18 protein-coding genes and 1 tRNA gene are annotated in these 19582 nt (G+C 61.6%); 4 read left to right on the forward strand and 15 right to left on the reverse strand.

Annotated elements, in window-relative coordinates:
- Positions 1-11: 11 nt before the first annotated feature.
- From rsmA to rsmI, 4 genes are all read right to left on the reverse strand, one after another.
- Positions 12-863, reverse strand: coding sequence for a 16S rRNA (adenine(1518)-N(6)/adenine(1519)-N(6))-dimethyltransferase RsmA (gene rsmA, locus K0U62_08425; protein ID MCH9801538.1), 852 nt, complete (start codon positions 861-863; stop codon positions 12-14).
- Entirely contained in the window at positions 860-1711 is an 852-nt protein-coding gene (locus K0U62_08430; GenBank protein MCH9801539.1) for a TatD family hydrolase, read from the reverse strand. Before K0U62_08430 ends, rsmA begins: the two co-directional genes overlap by 4 nt.
- Positions 1708-3297 (reverse strand): methionine--tRNA ligase, encoded by a 1590-nt coding sequence (gene metG, locus K0U62_08435; protein ID MCH9801540.1) that lies wholly within the window; start codon positions 3295-3297, stop codon positions 1708-1710. The genes K0U62_08430 and metG overlap by 4 nt, the downstream gene beginning before the upstream one ends.
- A 75-nt stretch (positions 3298-3372) precedes the next feature.
- Positions 3373-4194, reverse strand: coding sequence for a 16S rRNA (cytidine(1402)-2'-O)-methyltransferase (rsmI, locus tag K0U62_08440; protein ID MCH9801541.1), 822 nt, complete (start codon positions 4192-4194; stop codon positions 3373-3375).
- A gap of 100 nt (positions 4195-4294) precedes the next feature.
- Here rsmI and K0U62_08445 point away from each other — a divergent pair, with 100 nt between their 5' ends.
- The 3 genes from K0U62_08445 (at position 4295) to K0U62_08455 (ending at position 8392) form a co-directional block, all read left to right on the forward strand.
- On the forward strand, positions 4295-5749 hold the full coding sequence (locus K0U62_08445; protein MCH9801542.1) for a phospholipid carrier-dependent glycosyltransferase: 1455 nt from the start codon (positions 4295-4297) through the stop codon (positions 5747-5749).
- A gap of 143 nt (positions 5750-5892) precedes the next feature.
- Positions 5893-6372, forward strand: coding sequence for a copper resistance protein CopC (locus K0U62_08450; GenBank protein ID MCH9801543.1), 480 nt, complete (start codon positions 5893-5895; stop codon positions 6370-6372).
- The gene (locus K0U62_08455) at positions 6365-8392 is read left to right on the forward strand and encodes a bifunctional copper resistance protein CopD/cytochrome c oxidase assembly protein (protein MCH9801544.1); all 2028 of its coding nucleotides are present in this window, start codon (positions 6365-6367) and stop codon (positions 8390-8392) included. The genes K0U62_08450 and K0U62_08455 overlap by 8 nt, the downstream gene beginning before the upstream one ends.
- On the opposite strand, the gene K0U62_08460 is transcribed toward K0U62_08455, so the two are convergent.
- The 6 genes from K0U62_08460 to K0U62_08485 form a co-directional block, all read right to left on the reverse strand.
- Positions 8381-9340 (reverse strand): DUF3048 domain-containing protein, encoded by a 960-nt coding sequence (locus K0U62_08460; protein MCH9801545.1) that lies wholly within the window; start codon positions 9338-9340, stop codon positions 8381-8383. The two genes, K0U62_08455 and K0U62_08460, sit on opposite strands and share 12 nt — an antisense overlap.
- 129 nt (positions 9341-9469) lie before the next feature.
- Positions 9470-9545 (reverse strand) — tRNA-Ala (locus K0U62_08465).
- Between the two features lie 42 nt (positions 9546-9587).
- Positions 9588-10403 carry a hypothetical protein gene (locus K0U62_08470; GenBank protein MCH9801546.1) on the reverse strand — a complete coding sequence of 272 codons (816 nt, stop codon included), beginning with the start codon at positions 10401-10403 and terminating at the stop codon, positions 9588-9590.
- 74 nt (positions 10404-10477) lie between these two features.
- Entirely contained in the window at positions 10478-11101 is a 624-nt protein-coding gene (locus K0U62_08475; protein MCH9801547.1) for a GNAT family N-acetyltransferase, read from the reverse strand.
- On the reverse strand, positions 11097-12275 hold the full coding sequence (locus tag K0U62_08480; protein MCH9801548.1) for a molybdopterin molybdenumtransferase MoeA: 1179 nt from the start codon (positions 12273-12275) through the stop codon (positions 11097-11099). Before K0U62_08480 ends, K0U62_08475 begins: the two co-directional genes overlap by 5 nt.
- 14 nt (positions 12276-12289) lie before the next feature.
- The gene (locus K0U62_08485; protein MCH9801549.1) at positions 12290-13192 is read right to left on the reverse strand and encodes a UTP--glucose-1-phosphate uridylyltransferase; all 903 of its coding nucleotides are present in this window, start codon (positions 13190-13192) and stop codon (positions 12290-12292) included.
- A 77-nt stretch (positions 13193-13269) separates the two neighbouring features.
- On the opposite strand from K0U62_08485, the gene K0U62_08490 reads away from it, so the two are divergent.
- Positions 13270-13857 carry a 5-formyltetrahydrofolate cyclo-ligase gene (locus tag K0U62_08490; GenBank protein ID MCH9801550.1) on the forward strand — a complete coding sequence of 196 codons (588 nt, stop codon included), beginning with the start codon at positions 13270-13272 and terminating at the stop codon, positions 13855-13857.
- Positions 13858-13866: 9 nt separating this feature from the next.
- Here K0U62_08490 and K0U62_08495 read toward each other — a convergent pair whose 3' ends face one another.
- From K0U62_08495 to K0U62_08515, 5 genes are all read right to left on the reverse strand, one after another.
- On the reverse strand, positions 13867-16449 hold the full coding sequence (locus K0U62_08495; GenBank protein MCH9801551.1) for a penicillin acylase family protein: 2583 nt from the start codon (positions 16447-16449) through the stop codon (positions 13867-13869).
- Between the two features lie 35 nt (positions 16450-16484).
- Positions 16485-16763: a hypothetical protein gene (locus K0U62_08500; protein ID MCH9801552.1), complete on the reverse strand. Its 279-nt coding sequence runs from the start codon at positions 16761-16763 to the stop codon at positions 16485-16487.
- Positions 16764-16825: 62 nt separating this feature from the next.
- Positions 16826-17749, reverse strand: coding sequence for a 3-methyladenine DNA glycosylase (locus tag K0U62_08505; protein ID MCH9801553.1), 924 nt, complete (start codon positions 17747-17749; stop codon positions 16826-16828).
- Complete coding sequence (locus tag K0U62_08510) at positions 17739-18884, reverse strand: saccharopine dehydrogenase NADP-binding domain-containing protein (GenBank protein ID MCH9801554.1); 1146 nt, start codon at positions 18882-18884, stop codon at positions 17739-17741. Before K0U62_08510 ends, K0U62_08505 begins: the two co-directional genes overlap by 11 nt.
- A 29-nt stretch (positions 18885-18913) precedes the next feature.
- Positions 18914-19504: a hypothetical protein gene (locus tag K0U62_08515; protein MCH9801555.1), complete on the reverse strand. Its 591-nt coding sequence runs from the start codon at positions 19502-19504 to the stop codon at positions 18914-18916.
- Positions 19505-19582 lie beyond the last annotated feature (78 nt).

Consider the following 19582-nt stretch of genomic DNA (forward strand, 5'->3'; position numbering starts at 1 on the left):
AGAGTAGATGCCTACTGCGGCGGAATCGATTCGGCCAGCCGACAAAAGTCGGCGAGAGCCAAATTCTCCGGTCGAACCGTGGGGTCGATCTCAGCCTTGGCCAGTGCGACAGCGGCCGCTTCTCGGCCAATGTGGCTACCTAATACCGCCCGGACCATCTTTCGCCGCTGCGCGAAGAGGAGGTCCACCAAGCCAAAGACCTCCGCGCGAGCGGCCGTTGTCACTGGTGGGCTCCGCCGGTCAACTCGAACCAGCCCACTCTCCACTCGCGGGACCGGCCAAAATACTGCTGCTGGGACGGTGCCAACTCGCCGCACATCACCGAACCACGCGGCCTTGACGCTCGGCACGCCGTAGTCCCGTGATCCGGGTGGGGCGGCCAATCGGTCCGCGACTTCCAACTGCACCATCACTAAACTGCGCTGTAACGAGGGAAACTCAATCAAGCAGTGCAGCAGCACCGGCACCGCTACGTTGTACGGCAGATTGGCCACTAGGGCAGTCGGCGGCCCGAACTCATCGGCGATCTCGTGGGATATAGCGCCGGCATCGGCGGTGATTACTGACAACCGTCCACTGGCGTCCGGCAGGAACTCCGTGACTGTCGCGGGTAGCTGATCGGCTAGGGCGGGATCAATCTCCACCGCGACGACCTGATGGTCGCCAGCCAGCAATCCCAGCGTCAGGCTGCCGAGTCCGGGCCCGACCTCCAAAACCACACCTTGGCCGGTCAGGTCTGCCAGCCGAACGATTCGGCGGATGGTGTTGCCGTCAACGACAAAGTTTTGCCCCCGAGCTTTGCTGGGCCGTACGCCGACGGTCGCCGCCAGCGAACGAATATCCGCAGCACCCAGCAGGGTCATCCGGCAAACCCGGCGGGCAGGTTGAACGCTCGCTGCGTGTTGCGCGTAAGCAGGTCACACATCTCGACTTCCGCCAAGTCCAACTGCTCGGCCATCGTCCTGACGGTGTGTGGCATCAGATAGGAAGCATTGGGTTTGCCCCGCTGCGGTGTCGGGGTCAGAAACGGCGCATCGGTTTCCACCAAGATCTGCTCCGGATTCGCAATCGACAGTGCCTCCCGCAACTCAGCGGCGTTACGAAAACTAACTACTCCGGAAAAGGACAGGAACCAACCCGCCTCGCTACAGATTCGCGCCATTTCGGCATCGCCGCTGAAACAGTGAAAGACCACTTGGTCGGGTGGATCACTGCTCTCGAGCACTCGTAAGACCTCGGCGTGAGCATCACGATCGTGGATGACCAATGTCCGCCCACTCTCGCGCGCAAGCGCGATGTGCTCACGAAAGGACGTCTCTTGGTCCGCACGGCCGGATTCGCCGGTGCGATAGAAGTCCATACCCGTTTCGCCAACGGCAACGACATTGGGTTGCTGCACCAACTCAGCCAGCACCGACAACTGTTGCTCCAACTCGCCGGACCGACAGACCCCTGGCGCTTCATTCGGATGTAACGCAACTGCTGCTACCACCTGCGGCAGTTCGGCGGCGATGACTGCTGCGCGTTGTGAGGAGGGAAGATCTACTCCTACTTCGACGACACCGGTCACACCCACAGCGGCAGCCGCAGCTAACGCCGCCTCAGGAGCAAGCCCGCTGTACTCAGTAGTGATATCTAAATGACAGTGGGAATCAATCACCGGAGCGAGCAGCGGCTCCGGTGGCGGCACCGGCAGCTCCGACGCGGTCATTCCTGCTCACCCTCGCCTGGTTCCTCCGGCAGCCGGGGAAAGAGCGGCGCAGACTTGGTCACTGACACTCCCGGCGGCAACTCGCCCCACCTGATGGTGGTGACATCCTGATCTGCCAGCGGCCCAATAGCTTCCGCTGCGCCGAGTGACTCCCAGAGCACTTGGGTGGCCTTCGGCATTGTCGGGTGGTAAAGCACCGCGATAGCTCGCAGACTCTCGGCAACCACGTACAACACAGTGGCCAGCCGCGGGCGCTGTTCATCGTCCTTAGCCAACGCCCACGGTTGCTCATCGCTGACATAGGCGTTGACTGCGTCAACGTAGGACCGGATAGCAGCCAATGCACCACTGAAGTTCAGTTGCAGCATGGCCGCGTCAGCGTCGGCGGCGATCCGAATCAGGTGATCCTGCAGGGCCAGATCGCTGTTGTTGTAGTTCGTCGCACCCGGCAGTTGGCCGTCGAAGTATTTCCCAATCATCGCCGCCGAACGTGAGGCAAGATTGCCCAGCCCGTTGGCTAGTTCCGCGGTATAGCGACTACGCATGTCTTCCCAGGAGAAAGACCCATCGGAACCGAAATTGATGGCACGCAAAAAGTAGTAGCGGAAGGCATCAGAGCCAAAGAAATCAGTGATCTGCTCTGGCGCAATCCCGGTGAGTTTGGACTTGCTCATCTTCTCGCCACCGACCAGCAACCAACCGTGGGCAAAGACCTGCCGGGGTAGCGGGAGATCTGCCGCCATCAACATTGCCGGCCAGTACACCGCGTGAAAGCGCAGGATGTCCTTGCCCACCAGATGCACGTCCGCCGGCCAGGTGCTCTCGAACAGTTCCGACTTGCCACTGTCGCCATAGCCGATCGCAGTCAGATAGTTCAGCAAGGCATCAAACCAGACGTAGACGACTTGGTCCTCTTGCCAGCTCAGCGGGATGCCCCAACTAACGCTGGAACGGGACATCGAGATATCCGACAACCCGCCCCGGATGAAGGACAACACCTCGTTATAGGCGGAGCGGGGAGCGATCGCCTCGGGGTTCATTTCGTAGTGCTGCAGCAGCCGGTCGTTCAACTCGGAGAGTTTGAAGAACCAGTTCTCCTCGCTAAGAATCTCCACCGGTCGGTTGTGCACTGGGCACAACTGCTCGTCCGGGCTGTCTCCCGGCACCAGATCAGCGGGAAACTTAAACTCCTCACAACCCACGCAGTACGGGCCTTCATAGGAGTCCTGGTAGACGAAACCCTTCTCCTTCAAGACCTCCCAGAAGGCTTGCACGCCGCGGACATGCCGCTTCTCCGTGGTGCGGATGAAGTCGTCGTTGGCGACGTCGAGAGTTTCTAGCACCGGCTGCCAATGATCCGCTACCAGCCGATCGACCCACTCGGTTGGCGTGACGTCATTCTCTTCTGCCTTGAGTTGCACTTTGGTGCCGTGCTCATCGGTACCAGTCAGATAGACCACCGACTCACCGCGCTGCCGATGCCAGCGGGTGAGCACGTCACCAGCGACCGTGGTGTAGGCGTGCCCGATGTGCGGAGCATCGTTGACGTAGTAAATGGGCGTCGTGGCATAGAACGACTTCGGCATGGCTTCCATCGTAGGGGTGACCGAGTTGTGGTGTAGCGGCAGCAGTACTTGGCCGCCACCAAATCGCCCGACCCGCTAGGAGTCGTGGACCGCCTGATACACCTGTTTTCGTGGTGCGCCCGTGCGTTGCGCCACCTCACCCACCGCATCGCGAGTCGATCGACCTACTGCCACAAGTTCGGCAACCTCTGCCCGCCAACTTTCCGGGTCGCCAACTTCCACCCGCTCCGGTGCGCCCGCTACTACCAGGGTGATTTCACCGCGCACACCCTGCTCCCCCCACAACGCTAACTCAGCTAGCGTCCCGCGGATCACTTCCTCGTGGGTTTTGGTGAGCTCCCGACAGACCGCTGCTCGGCGATCTGCGCCGAAGACCTCTGCCAGATCAGCAATCGTGGCCGCAGTTCGCCGTGGCGATTCGAACAGCACCAGCGTGCGCGGATCTTGCGTCAGTTGTTGCAGCCGACGCCGCCGCTCACCTGATCGCCGCGGCAAGAAACCTTCGAAACAGAACCGGTCCGCGGGCAGCCCGGACACCGTCAGCGCTGCCAACACCGCTGACGGCCCCGGCAAGACCGTCACCTCGATGCCCTCATCGGCGCAGGCCGCCACCAATCGATAGCCAGGGTCACTCACCAGCGGCATTCCTGCGTCCGTTAGGAGCAGCACGTCGGTCCCCTCGCGCAGGCTGGCGAGTAGCGCCTCGCTGCGGCTTGCCTCATTTCCGGCAAAGAGCGACACCACCGTGGCGGTAAGTTTGACCTGCAACTCAGCAGCCAGCCGACGCACCCGGCGAGTGTCTTCTGCGGCAATGAGCTGCGCCGAGGCCAGCGCCTGGGACAGTCGCAGGCTCGCATCTGCGGGATTGCCCAGCGGGGTTGCCGCTAGCGTCAACATGCCGGTCATTTGCCCATGCTGACATGATCGGCGTCACCGCGAGGTCGTCAGTGTGGACCGGTTAGGCCACTGCGGCGCCGCTGACCCCTACGATTCAGGTGTGAGCACCACCCGCCGAGCCCTACTGTCGTGGGTCGGCCCGTTGGCCGTGACTGCGCTGGGTGGCTGGCTTCGCTTCGCAGATCTCGGTAACCCCAGAGCCTTCGTTTTCGATGAAACGTACTACGCCAAAGACGGCTACTCGCTGCTGCAGTTCGGCTATGAACGGGATGCGGTGGAGGAGGCCGATCAGAAACTTCTGGATGCTGCCGATCCCAGCGCCATCCAGGTGTTCACCGAGGACCCCGCCTTCGTGGTGCACCCACCAGTCGGCAAATGGTTGATTGCCATCGGGGAAGGCCTCTACGGCATGAATCCGTTCGGCTGGCGGGTGGCAGTGGCGCTGCTAGGAACCCTCAGCATCCTCATCCTGGCCCGAGCCGTGCGCCGGATGACCGGCTCTGACGTGTGGGGAACTGTTGCCGGACTATTGCTGGCGATCGACGGCATGGCAATCGTGACCAGCCGTGTAGCCATCTTGGATGGCATGCTGATGTTCTTCGTACTATCGGCGTTCGCATTGCTCCTTATTGATCGCGATCGATCTCGCGGCGTCGGCTGGTCAGGTCATTGGCTGCGACCGTGGCGGCTGGCAGCCGCGGTTTCCCTGGGACTGGCCTGCGGGGTGAAGTGGAGCGGGCTGTGGTTCGTCCTTGCCTTTGGCCTGCTAACTGTCGCGTGGGATGCCTCGTACCGCCACCGCAGCGGCACCAGTTGGTGGCGCGGTTGGCTGCAAGACTTGATCCCGACCGCACTCACGATGGGACTGGTTTTTCTCGCCACCTATCTTGCGAGTTGGTTCGGCTGGTTCGCTAGCGACAACGCGTGGAGTCGGAACTGGGCGCAGGGGTCCGGCGTGCTGCCCTCGCTGGCGTCGCTGGGTCACTACCACCAAGAAATGCTGTCCTTCCATAGCAATCTCAGCAGCGATCATCCATACAAATCATCGGCCTTTGGCTGGCTCTTGCAGGCTCGACCCACCTCGTTCTACTACGAGAGCCCAGCAGGATCAGCTAGTCAATGCCCATCTGGGACCTGCTCATCAGCAATCACAGCGCTCGGGAATCCCATTATTTGGTGGGCGGCAATCCTGGCCGTGCTCCATCAGATGTGGCGCTGGATCGGGCACCGGGACTGGCGTTCCGCGGCAGCCCTGACCGGTCTCGCCGCAGGCTGGCTCCCCTGGCTCTTCTTCCCTGACCGCACGATCTTTTCCTTCTACACCATCGCGTTTACGCCATTCCTAATCATGGCAGTGACGCTGTCGTTGGCCGCGCTTGCGAATCCGAAGCCGACGGGATCCATCTGGCGAGATCGGCGAGTCCGAGTGGTACTCATAACGGCATTCCTGCTGCTGTGTGTCTGGGTGTCCTGGTACTTCTATCCCCTCTGGTCAGCAGAGCTCATCGATCGCGACACCTGGTCTAGCCGAATGTGGCTGCCCTCATGGGTGTGATTGGCAATCCCGCCTTACCCTGAAGTGTGGTCCTTACTCCGTCAGCCCGACGCCTTCGGATGGCCGCCGTCGTGGTGGCTGTTGCCGTCAGCAGCGCCCTGATCGGAATATCGGCGTGGCCCGCCGCCGGCCACTCTCAGTTGATGGCCAGTACCCCCGCTGACCGCGCCACCATCGCTAAGGCCCCGACGCAGGTGCTCCTCGAATTTTCCGGACGCCTCATCGCCGATACCGCCTCGGTGACCGCCACTGGCCCGCAAGGTGAGCAAGCGCTGGCTACTGCGGGATCCAGCACTACGGTCACGGCGCGCTGGCCAGCAGCATGGAACGAGGGCGACTTTGAGGTGGCATATCGAGTCGCCAGTTCCGACGGCCACATCATGACCGGCGCGATCCGCTTCACGGTGACCCCGAAGCAGACCAACGAACCGTCGACTGCCACCACCCCAGACCCGTCGCCGACAGCGGATGCCGATCAGGACGCGATCGGACCTACCACTGACAGCACCCAGGGCAGCCCTGGCGCGGTGCCACCATGGTTGGCGGCTGTCGCCATTTTGGGAGCAGTGGGGCTAGCGGTGTGGTGGCTGGTCAACCGGAGGCGGGAGCAGTCCCGTGACTGAGACACTCACTGAACCGTCGACCGAAAGAACCAGCAATACCGGTCGCCGCCGAACCATCCTGGTCATCGGAGCAGTCGCGGTGCTGGCACTGTTGCTGGGAATGTTCTGGGGCGGGGCCGCCTACACTCCTTCGACATCTGGAGTTGCTGATCCGGGTCCGGTAGTTGGTTGGGGACTACCCCTCGCCAAACTCGCGCTGATCCTGACCGCGACCCTGACCATCGGCTTTCTCACGAGCGCCGCCTTTCTCATTCCGGGTGCAGACAAACGGACGGTGTCGCATGCGGGGAGACGTGACGTTCGCGCAGCCGGCTGGTCCGCGCTGGGCTGGGCGATCGCTGCGCTGGCTGCCATCATCTTTGGTAACGCAGCCGTGGTGGGTGCACCACTGTTGGAGTCACTTGATCCCGATCTGTTCTGGACCTTCGCCTTCGAACCTGACATTCACCGGGCCTATCTCCTGGTGGCAACTGTCGCTGTCGTTGTCGCGGTGTCGTGCCTGTTTACGGTGCGAACCGGGGCGGCAGCGGTGTTACTACTGCTGTGCATGCCGGCACTCATCGCGCCAACTGTCGCCAGCCACAGCAGTTCCGTGGGCGATCACTCACTGGCGACCACGGCTGGCGCAGTCCACGCAATCGCCGCGGCGCTGTGGGTGGGAAGCCTCATCGCCGTGGCGCGCCATATCTGGGGCATGTCGGCGGGAGTGGAACGAGCAGTCAGTCGGTTCGCCCCGCTGGCGCTCGCGTGCGTCATCGCGCTGGCGCTGTCGGGGGTGGCCAATACCTACACTCGGTTGGAAAGCCCTGCTGACCTACTGGCAACCGGATACGGTCTGCTAGTCCTGATCAAAGTGGGACTGCTGGTTGTGTTGCTCCTGCTGGCGCGCGGCGCGCGGATGCTCGCGCTAGCCAATGAGCCAGCACAACGGGGGGCTTTGCTGCGTTGGCTGGTGGTGGAGATCAGCCTGCTGGCTGCCACCATCGGCATTGCCGCGAGCCTGACCCAAACCGCCTTCCCGCGCGCTGATGTTCCGCTGCCATCAGCAGCCGAACAGTTGCTGGGTTTCCCGTTCCCACCAGCGCCGGATTGGACGTCGATTGTTTTCGGTTGGTATCCGGACGCCTTTTTCATCCTGCTGTGTGGTGCGTTACTGCTGAGCTATCTGCTGGGGGTGTTTCGACTGCGCAGGTCAGGCGTGGCCTGGCCCTGGGGTCGGACGTTGTCTTGGATTCTCGGAGTAGCGATACTCGCCTGGGCGACAAACGCAGGTATCGCCGGCTACGCGAAAGTGTCAGTGCAGTGGCACATGGTGCAGCACATGACCATCGGCATGCTGGTTCCGGTGCTTCTGGTGATGGGGGTGCCCGCCACTTTGGCCTTACGCGCACTGCCTAGCGGCAAGGACAAGGACCGAGGTGCCCGAGAGTGGACGCTCTGGGGGTTGCACTCACCGGTCTCCTCGCTGCTCACTCACCCCCTCGTCGTACTGGCACTAGGCACCTTTGGCCTGTACGGCTTGTACTTCACGCCACTGTTCGAACTAGGGATGAGTTCCCACATCGGTCATGTCCTGATGACGCTGCACTTCATGCTGTCCGGATTCCTGTTCTTCTGGGTAGTGCTGGGCCTCGATCCAGGCCCACGCCGAGTGCCACCGTGGGCGCGACTGATTCTGCTACTGGTGTACATCTCCCTGCACGGACTTTTTTCGGTGGCATTGATGAGTCTCACCCAGCCGCTTGCTGAAGGCTGGTTCAGCCAAGTGCAACCACCCTGGCTGGGGGACCCCCTCACGGACACCTTGAATGGTGGCGGAGTGGCGTGGGCGTTTGGCGAAATCCCGGCAGTGATCGCGGTCATCGTGGTCTCGGTGCAGTGGGCGCGAAGTGAAGAGCGTGCTGCCGTCCGCGGGGATCGGCAGTCGGAGCGCGATAACGACGCGGAACTGCGGGCCTACAACGAGCGGTTGGCGCAACTTGCCGCTCGCTCAGACTCCGACTCCAACTCAGTTGAATGAAACCTTGCCACCCGATTCAGGCAGTAGATTGATCCAGCTGTTTCCGGGCGGGACGGCAATCACCAGACCCTGATCCGTGGTGAACTCGAACGGTTCAGTGAAGCCAGTCTTCTCCCACCGGATGGTGTGCACCGCGCCGTCCAGCGCAAGGAAGCCGCGTCCATTCCCCACGACTGCCGCCTCGGGAACGCTGCTACCAGCGGCATCAACCAATCCAGTGTCAATCAGGTCTACCGACAAGATCAGCAGCGTGTCGGCCAGGTAGGGCTGTTCGGTACCCAGTTGTTTCCACTGCCCCTTGCCCGTTGCCTTCCATTGTGTCTGCGCAAAGTCGGAGAAGACGATGGTCATTCCGTCAACCTGCTTGCCTGAAGGGAGGTCCAAATCGCCGAAGTCGAGGTATTCCTGCTTGGGCAACGGTCCGGCAATCTCTTGACTTAGGTCAGCGTAGAGATCGTAGGGCGCGGGTCGATTGGGGTTGCGGACGAAAATCTCATTGGGCTCGACGACTAGCGGGACGTTCGCTGTTTCGAACTCCTGCAGTACTTCCGGTGAACCACCGGAAGTAACGACTGTCGCCGAAACCGGCATGGTGAGCGGAATATCAGTGGTGCGAATCGAGCGCACCGGACCAACTGACTCTGGTCGACGTGACTCATAGAAGGCCACCAATCTGGTCAGACCGCCTTCGACTGGTTCTTGCACTACCAGATCGGCTTGAGCCACCCCTTGCTGTGGCTGGCCGGCAGCAGTGTTGTCGATCTTCACCGCTACCACCGGACGGCGGGGAGTCTCTGGCTGTGCTGGAAGGCCAGTCGTGGCGTAGTTGAAGGGCACCCAATCTGACTCAGTGGGGTCCTGGGCAACATAGACCTCGGAACACGCCGACAGCACTGCGGCCGCTGCAATCGCAGCAACGAATCCGCGAACTGCTCTTCCCGATTCCATGTCGAAACGGTATCTGCCAGATCTTGGTGTCGAAGCGAGGACACGCACGCAAAGCCGGGGTGATCAGCCGGCGATTGTCACTCACCGACGATGTCCGCGATCGTTCAGTTGTTGGCAGTGCACAGGACATGGTGGAGCTGAGGGGATTCGAACCCCTGACCTTCTCATTGCGAACGAGACGCGCTACCAACTGCGCCACAGCCCCTTGCGTCAGCAAGAGTACCAACGGTCTCGCGGAAGAATGAAACTACTCGTTGGCCGCACGCCGGTAGAAGCCTTCGTCATCTGCTTCCGGATAGGCGTAGTCGGCCACCTCTTGGTCTTCGTCTGGTGCTACCACCGAGAATTCGCGATCGAACTGCTCATCCAGTTCAGGCGATGCCTGGTGCATCTTGGCAGCCTCGACCATGCCCGCTCCGGTCCAGCCTTGTCGGGTGAGATCAATCCGCCGGGGCACCCGAGAGGCCTTGGGCTTGTTGACATAAGTCGGCAGCGTCGTTTCGCGTGGTGACCAGCTGGAGTCTTCTTCATCCGCTGCCGCGCTGACCACTCGGACACCGTCGCTAGAGCGGGAGGTGGACTGTTCTGTGCGGCTGTAGGGAACCTCGGCGCTGGCGGACGCGGGATCGGCCGTCGATGTGGCTGTCCGACTCTCCAGCCGCCGTAGTTGCGAGAACATGGCTGCCAGGTAACCCGCCAGCAACGCCGCAAACAGCAGCGCCACAAAGCCGGGCAGCACGCCCACGGCCGCTCCCAGTATGGTGACGCCAGAACTGGCGGCAAGGGCCAGCAATATCGAACGGCGGCGGCGGGCAGCAGGTGACTGCGGGGTGCGTACTTGACCGATCCATCGATGCCGGTCCAAGTTGGTGAGCGACAACAGATACTCGCTCCACGACGACGCGCGACCGCTGGGCTCATCAGCCTCGAGTTGCGGGGAGAGAGCTGCTTCTAACCGCTCCGACTCCCGCTGACGCCGACTCTCGTCATGATGACGCAGGAACCGGGGAACTAAGATGACAGCCCACACTGCGATGAGGATCACATAGATGAGGCCGGTCACAGGCTCTACTGTAGGCGGACGCACGCGGCAAGTCCGCTACCGCGAAGTCGTGTCGCGGATTTCGCAGCAGGATGTTACTCGGAGTCGGCCGGGGTTTCGATAGTGCCATGGCTACTCAACTGGGCCACGATTCCGGCGAGCGGCCGCTCCTCGGCCATCATGACGTATGTCAGGTGATCCCGCCACTCACCATTGATATGCAGATAGGCCTTCCGGACGCCTTCATACCGAAATCCCAACTTACGGACGACAGCGAGCGAGGAGTGGTTCTCCGGGCGCACATTGATTTCGATCCGGTGAAGTTGCAGCGAGGTGAAGGCATAGTCACAGATCAGGGCAACGGCTAGCGGGGTTAGACCCCGGCCGGCCCAAGGTTTGCCGATCCAATAGCCAATATGGCCGGCCCGTAATGATCCCCACGATAGCCCGCCCAGAGTTATTTGCCCGATGAGCTGACCAGGCAACGCCATCGCCAACGACAGCGAGCGACCATCGCGAGCGTCATGAGCGTGGCTGCGGATCATGGCTCGATAACTGGTCGGCACCGTCGGATCAGGTGCGGGCAGAGTTGCCTCCCACTCCCGTAGCCAATCAACGTTGCTCCGACGCAGTTGCTGCCACTGGCGCAGGTCCCGACGGTGCAACGGTCGCAGGACCAACTGACCCTCGCTGAGGGTGAGTGGCCAGGGAATCCTAATCGCGGCCACCCCCAATCCGCAGCGCCGGAATCCGACTCCCGACCGGCATGACACCGGCACCGGGGAGTATTCGGATGATGGCGTCGGCTCCGGCGTAGCCCGCTGGGGTGGGAGTGCTCAGCAAGGGCTGTGCGAGGCCATCAGCTCCTATGCGGGCAAGTAGCAACGCCGTCACTTGCTCGTGGCGGGGAACTTCCGCCCCCAATGCCAGTGTGAGTGGCTGCTGCGGCGGCATCCCCTGCATCACTCGCATCATCGGATCTGCGAGCACCGCGAAGAGCATGGCCGCCCGCACTGCATTCGCGGGCAATGCCAATACTGGAACCCGGTCCTCTCCCAGCGAGCCATGACCAAACGGCCCCAAACTGGTGGATCCTTCATCGAAAACCAATCGTCCAGCGGTGCTCAGAAATCGGCGAACTTCCTGGTCGCCCGGTTCACTGCCACCGCACACGACGAGCAGATCGGCCCGCACCAGTTGATCTTCCAGTACCTCACTAATATTGCGCTGCACTGAAGGGATTGGTCCCACGCGAGAAGCCATCGCCCCAGCCTCGGTCGCCACCGCTTGCAGTATCGGACCCGCTGCGTCGAACACCTTCCCGGCCTCAACGTCGTCCCGCAGCCCGGCCAGACCATTTCCCACCGACGCCACCACAACTCGCGGCGGCGGCCGCACCGCGACCCGCGAAATTCCGGCGGAGGCGAGCAAACCCACTGCCCGAGAGTCGATGCGCCTGCCAGCGGACAACAGCACCGCACCTGCGGCCGCCTCGGAACCAGCAGCCAGCACGCCGTAGCCAGCGGCTACCTGCTGCGGTAACGCTGCAGTTCCGCCGGTAGGCACCAATTCAACCGCGGGCACCACCGCATCAGCACCGCTGGGCAGCGGTGCGCCGGGTTGCACCGCGACACAAACGCCAGCGTAGACCGGTTGAGTGACGCTATCGCCGGCTTGGGCCTGCCCCACCACCTGCAGGTTCGACCCAACCGTCACTTCCGAGCTGCGCACTGCATAACCGGAGAATTGACACATCGCGTAGTGAGGCATGGGGCGCGGTGCGGTCACATCGGCGGCTAGATGAGCGCCCAGTGCGCCGGGCAATGCCACATCGAGCGGTTCCAGGACGGAGAGGCCGCCCAACAAACTCGCGAGATGGTCACCAAGGCTCACCGTTGACTCGCCTTCTACACATCGTCCGGTCGGCCACCGAGCAACTCCAGCAGCCAGGGCCGGAAATCCGGCCCTAGCTGAGGATCCTGCAGCGCCAAAGTCACCACGGCGCGCAAGTAGGACTGCTTGTCCCCGGTGTCGTACCTGCGGCCTCGAAAGACCACGCCGCGGACGCCACCACCGCCCACGGCAGGCACTGAGATCAGCGTCCGCAAGGCGTCGGTGAGTTGGATTTCCCCGCCACGGCCAGGCTCAGTTTCTTGCAGCACCGAGAAGACTGCCGGGTCTAGTACGTACCGGCCGATGATGGCCAGGTTGCTGGGGGCCTCATTGACTGGTGGCTTTTCGACAAGATCGGTGACATCCACAACATCGTTGGTGTCGGTGGCTCGCACTGCCGCTGCCCCGTAAAGTGAAATACTCTCCGGCGGGACCTCCATCAAACAGATCACCGAACCGCCATATTCATTGCGAACGTCGATCATCTGCTGCAGGACGGGATCTCGGCCATCGATCAAGTCATCGCCCAGGAGTACCGCGAACGGCTCGTTGCCGACATGTTCGGCAGCCATTCCCACTGCATGACCGAGCCCCAATGCTGCTCCCTGTCGAACCGAATGGATCCGAGCCAGCGACGTGACCTCGTCAATCAACTGCAATCGCTCGGTATCGCCCTTGTCAGCCAGCACCTGCTCCAGTTCGACTGCTCGATCAAAATAGTCTTCGATAGCGTTTTTGCCTCGACCAGCGATGAAGAGAACGTCCGCCAACCCGGCAGATGCTGCTTCTCGAACGACATAGTCGATCGCGGGACGATCGACTACTGGCAACATCTCCTTGGGAACCGACTTGGTCGCCGGAAGGAAACGAGTTCCGAGCCCAGCCACGGGAATGACCGCTTTGCGCACCTGATCCATGTTCCTGACACTACGCGAGCAGGAACGTAGATGTTGCAGATGTGACGCTGCGTCGAGTGATACATGCTGGTGGGGTGGTGCCCTCGAGAAAGTCCGTGCTGCGACAGCACCTGCTGCAGCAACGGCAGCGGGAACCGACGCAGACGAATCAGCAGCGAAGTGTGGCGATGCTCGGTTGTGCTGATCAACTGCTCACGTTGACGTTAGGTCCAATTGCCGGCTTTCAGCCCACCAACCGGGAACCCGACGTCAGCCCGCTGCTACGGTCACTAGCCGCTCGCACCGCGATCTTTCTTCCTCGCCCGACCGAAACTGCCCTGGAGTGGCTGGCGGCCGATCAGTCGCAGTTGATCGGCGATCTGATCGGAATCCCGCGGCCCGTTGGCGCTACCGCCGCAACTGGGGCACAGGTTGTGACAAAACTGGGCGTTCACTTGTTGCTAGCTCCGGCCCTGGCCGTCGATCCGATCTCTGGGAATCGGCTCGGCTACGGCGCGGGCTACTACGACCGTCTCCTCGCCGACATCCGAGAGCAGGCCAGCATCCTGGCAGTTGGCGTCTGTCGAGATGAGGAACTGATTGGCCTTCCGGCCGAGCCACACGACCAGCCGGTGGACGCGGTCCTTACTGAATCCGGCCTTCGCCCACTACCCCTAGCGGACTAGCCGCTAGCGCTAGTCGCCGGACCTGGGTGACAGCACCAGCGTGTCTTGCCCAGCGTTGCGGACCGCGTCTGGCGTGAAGGGCCATGGATATTGGTCGCCTACCGCCCACGAATCAAACTGATCTATGTAGTTCGGGTTGTAGGCATGGCCGCTATTACCGGTGAAGTTGACCCACGTGGATGCATCCAGATCTGCGAGATCAACCACCTGCCGCATAGAGGGAATCCAACTGACGTCGTATCCAACGACGGGATCCCAACCGTTGGCGAGCGGCACGGAACTACCGCCACCTACCGGTAGCGGGCCCCGGTTGAACATGGACTCAACTATCCCGATACCGCTGTCACCCAAAGTGGCGTTGCGGGCCTCGACCTGCAGCAACTGACCCCAGCGCCACTGCGCCGAATCCTCGCCCTGAAGTTCCGCCAGCTCAACAGCAGCTGCGTTGAGCGCGGCAGCCACCGTGTCGTTGCGACGCTGTTTGCCGGGTTCGTTGGCATCATCCCACCAGGGATTTTTCGGGTCATCCCACAGCACCCGGATAACTTCCCACGTGCGATCACCCGCACTTATACCGGTGTTATCGGTGCCGAGTTCATCGTAGAACATCCGCTGCAATAGTTCGCGATAGAACACGTTGAAGAATGCTGCTGGAGCGGAATCTACGCCCTGCTGGAAATCCCACTTTTGCAGCAGCAGGACTGCCCGCTCCGTCTGGGGGAAAACCGAAAGGTTAGCTAGTTTCGGAACCAAGAACTCGGCTAGTTCGTTTCCGGCGTCCAACTGCACCGACATCATCTCAGCGGCCGACATTTTGCCGCCATCGGCAACCAAAGCGGCGAGTCGAGCGTTGATTCGACTAGCCCGGGACCCATAGGAAGACGGATCAGATTTGATCGGATTACCCGTTTCCGGATTCACCACCTGCTGATTGGCGGTGGTCACCCAGCCGGCCGCAGGGTCGGTGACCGTCGGGAGATCGTCGAATGGGATGAAGCCCGACCAACTGAAACGCGAGTCCCAGCCGGGAACCGGCCACTTTCCGTTGTAGCCGGTGCGGGTCGGAATCTGACCGGGTGCCTGATAGCCAATCACTCCCTCGGTATCGGCGTAGATCAAGTTCTGGGAGGGCACCGCCAAGTTAGCGGCTGCCGCTCGGAACTCATCCCAGTTAGTGGCACGGTTGACCGCCAAGATGGCGTCGAACGTGGGGCGGGGTGTGAGCGCCGTCCACTTCATCACTACCGCATAACCCTTGCCCCGTGGCTGCTTGTCTGGAGTCACAAATTGACCCGGTGCAGGCACGGGCGCAGCCTCACCGACCTCGCCATAGACAGTTGACCCAGGCAGATCCGAGACAATCGGACCGTTGGCGGTGGTCCGTACTGTGATCGGTACTGGGGCGCCGCCCGCCACCTTGATTTCGTCGTCGCGAAACAGCATGGGGCGCTTTCGGCCATTCACGATGTAGTTCTTGCCCTGAACTTTCTCCAAGACCAGATCGCTGACGTCTGGACCGAGATTCGTTAATCCCCACGCGATCTTCTGGTTGTGTCCGATAAAGATGCCCGGGACTCCGGACATGCTCCAGCCAGTGACGTCATACGGACAAGCAGGTGAGACTTCACGGCAATGCAGGCCGGCTTGGTACCAAAGGCTCGGCAGGCTCGGCGCGAGATGTGGGTCATTGGCGAGTAGCGGTTTTCCGGATTCAGTGAACTCACCAGACACGACCCACGAGTTGGAGCCAATACCGGGGCCAGCGGGACCGAGCACCGCTCGCAGCGAATCTGCGACTGCGGCAGCCCGCTGCAGCGCGGGTGCTACTCCGGGCCGGTCCAATGAGGCTGCCTGCGCAGCTGACGTTTGCTGCGCCGTCTTCCGCAACTGCTTGTCCGCCGCATCACCCATAATGGTGCCGTTGCGGTCATAGGGGTAGGCCGGATACAACTCCAAGGCGCGGTCGACACCCACTTTGGTTGCATTCAGCGCCCGAGAAATCTCTTTCTCGTAGTTCCCGTTCAGATCCCAAGCCAGTGCCTTCAGCCAAGCCAACGAATCGACCGGATCCCACGACTCGATCTGGTACTCCGGGTTATCAAGACCGAGTATCAAGTACTCCAGCGACACCTCCGGGCCGGATTTTTCGGAGAGGTACTGATTCACGCCGGTGGCGTATGCATCTAGCGCGCTACGCGAGTCCTCGCTAATCTGCCCGTACTCCTGCTCAGCGATTCCTCGCCAATCAAGCCGCCGCAAGAACGCATCGGTATCCACTTGGGAGTCCCCGAACATCTCTGACAACCTGCCGGAGGTGATGTGGCGGCGAACGTCCATCTCGTAGAAACGATCCTGTGCGTGAACGTATCCCAGCGCCGCAAAAAGGTCGGTCTGCGTGTTTGCATAGATGTTGGGAACGCCACGCTCATCACGAATGACTTCCACGTCTGCGGACAATCCCACTAATTGCAACGTGCCATCGGTTTGCGGGAACGACCGTCGGATCGACCACCATCCGAGAGCCGCAGCGATCAGCGCTAGCACAACCAGAATCGCGACCACGACGAGGGCGATTCGGCCAAGGACACGCATGCCGAGACTGTAGTGCAGTGGCCGCCGCTGTGTCGCTAGGCGGTCCTGCGCGCCTTGGGTGCGCTCGCATAGGAACCAATATCACCGAGGAAAGCTAGCCCGACCAGGAACCAGTCGAAACCGGTGACATTGCCGGTCCAGGCAAAGAGCGCAACGTAGACAAGAGTGGTGAAGGGCAGGAACAGCAGACCCAGTAGCGGCACGACCCACTCACCGGAAAACGCCCGCTGAATCCAATCCGAGAACACCCAGAGCACTACCAGTGCGACGCGAGGAAACATCGCACCAAATGCCACCACGAGACAGCCGCACATATCGTTCCTCCTCAGCACCGACGGTTCAGGACGCAGGGACCAGTCTGCCAGCCCCAGCATCCCTAGCTAGTGCCGCTGCCCAACATGACCCATTCGTGGATTGACTCTAGTTCCGCAACCAACCGTTTCCGCAGCGCGGTACTGCGCTCCGCCAGTCGCCGCTGCTCAGTGGCGTGCTCACTACGTCCCGTTGCGGTCTCCACCCGGATTGGCGACAGCCCCCAGGCCGTCAGGTCGTACGGCGAGGACCTCATATCCACTTGCCGAGCTGACCGAGCGAATTCAAAGCAATCGGTCACCAACTCACTACTGACCAGTGGTAGCGCCTCATAGGCGAACCGGTACAAATCCATACCAGCGTGAATACAACCCGGCTGTTCCCAATCCGCTTGCCCTGCCCGAGTGAGTTGGAGCTGACGAGACTGTGCCGGGCCGCTGAAGAATCGGTAGGCATCGAAATGTGTGCATCGCAGCCCTACGTCATCAACCGCTGCTGCAATCTGCTCACTAGACAGCCGGAGAGGAACCTTTGCATGACGGATCTCATTGGTGCGATAGACCATGGCCCACTCGTGCATACCAAAGCAGGACAACTCGGCTGGACGAGTAGCAGTTACCCGCATTAGTCGAATCGAGTGTTGCAGTCGCTGCAGTTGTCGCTCGGATAGTCGCGAATCCGCCCCGTATCCCTGGTCACGCCGACGATAGCCGGAGTGGTCGGCGAGCTGATCGCAACCAACCACCGCATAGCGCCAACCCGGATGCCAGGTTGATAACTGTCGTGGGCTCAGTCGGTAGTACTCGAATAGAAAATCATCGACTGGGTGCCGCTGTCCCGCCTTTCGCCGCTGGAGTCGGGGCTGGATCCACGGCGCTACTCGCTGCAGATGCCGCTGCTGCAATGGCCGCCACTGGTGCGGGCTGAGAACGACATCCGTTGACTCATCGATAGCGGCACCATCAACCGGGTGGTGGTCAACGGACATCAGCAATACCCAGCGCCAAGCAACCTGCCTGGAGCCGATCGAACCCCAAACCATCTATCGGCCCCAGCGCCCCGACCGGCAGGTCTTGGCGTCGTTGCAGCAGCGCTGCACCCCAGTCCAACAAGTCCGCGGTCATGTCATAGGGATCCGGCCCGTCAACTTGAACCCGATCGATCTCGACACCGGCGCCGTCGCGTCCCACTGCGAGCACGTGTGACCGATTAGCGGCTCGTTGATGATCCGCAGGTCCGGTGTCGGAGACACCACCTAGGGCGGTGCGCATCACCGCTCCCATTGCAGAGCCCACCCCGGGAACTTGCATGGCGCTTCCGGCGAGTGCACCGGCAGTTGACCAGGCTCGGGACCAGCGACCGATCCAACCGACTTGGGTATTGATGGTACGCAACTGCGGGTAGCTGCGCGGCAAGGCAAACTGTTCGGTACCACCGATACTGACGGCCGTCATCGGGCGGCCAGCTAGCTCAAACTCCAGTGTGCGGGAACCAGTTCGTTCTGAGGCCAACTCGCCGTCGCGCCAGGTGTAGGAAGATTCCAAGGCCACCCCAGTAGCGCTGGCTATCGTTCCACTGCTCGGGGTGAAGTTACCAGTGACGAAATAGCCGATGTCCACTTGTTCGATGGCGCTGGCCGCACTGCGTTCGAGTAAGAGCCCAGCGGCGAGATTACCGGGCACGTAATCAAACCCGAAGGCAGTCAGCAGCCGAGCGCCGGTACGCCGTGCGCGACGGTCGTATTCGGTGAAGATCTTTTTCACGAAAGCTGGTTCGCCGGTGCAGTCCAGGTAGGCCGCGCCGGCATCAATAGCTGCCTCCACCGGGGCCTGACCCAATCGGGTAAAGGGACCGACAGTGCTCACCAACACATCTGCTTCCGATCGCAACAAACCCAGCAAGTCGCCTCGTTGGTTGACGTCGGCAATCGCCCAATCTGGTTCGCGACCAGTGGGGGCCAGTGGCAGCAACTCTTCGACGAGCCGCTGCAACTTTTCCTGATCCCGTCCGACTAGGACTGGCGCGCGACCTTGCGCCACCATGCGCATGGCGGTCAACCGGCCGGTGTAGCCGGTGGCACCAAGCAGGACCACCTGACCGTCTGGCTGATCGTCAATTTCCATAAGACAAGCCTAGCCAGCGCTCGAAAAGACTATCGACCGGCCAAAGTGAGGCTGACCCGATCCGATCGACGAATCGCAGCTAGCTCGCCTGCCTGTTCGCTGGTGACATCAAGCAGGACCGCAGAATCCGAATTTCCTGGTGTCAGCACCTCGTCGGAATCGGAAACGGTGACTGTGAGCACCTCCACGCCAGTCGCAGCCGTCCAGACGGAGTTCTGTTCTGTGTGTTGACTCGCCAACCCGGCCAGTCGTTCTGACGCTACAACGACGTCAACGATGTCACCGGCCACCAACATGCCGGCCATCCCATCGTCTGGCAGCGGCAACGGGAAGACCACGCGACCTGGCTTCACGGCCAGTGACCGCCCAGGGGTGAGTCGGCTTGGTGTGATGGGTTCCCCCTCGGCTATTGGCCCCCTGACGGTTTCGCCGATCAAGACGTCGGGCTCGGCACTGATCAATCCCAAACTGTCCTGCCCGACGGTCACATCGGCAGCGGTCAACGATGTGCCGGAAGGGATGTCCCGGGCAGCCACCGCCACGGGTTTCGTTGCCGTAGCCGGCTCTGAACCCAGCCAACTCACCACTCCCACGATCAGCAGGCAAGCCGCCGCTATCACTCTGATTGTGGTGCCGTGGCGGAAGATGATCGATGTTGATCGTTAAACTCGGGCCATGGCGCAACGGTCACATCCGGC

The sequence above is a fragment of the Actinomycetes bacterium genome (genome assembly GCA_022599915.1).
Lineage (GTDB): Bacteria > Actinomycetota > Actinomycetes > S36-B12.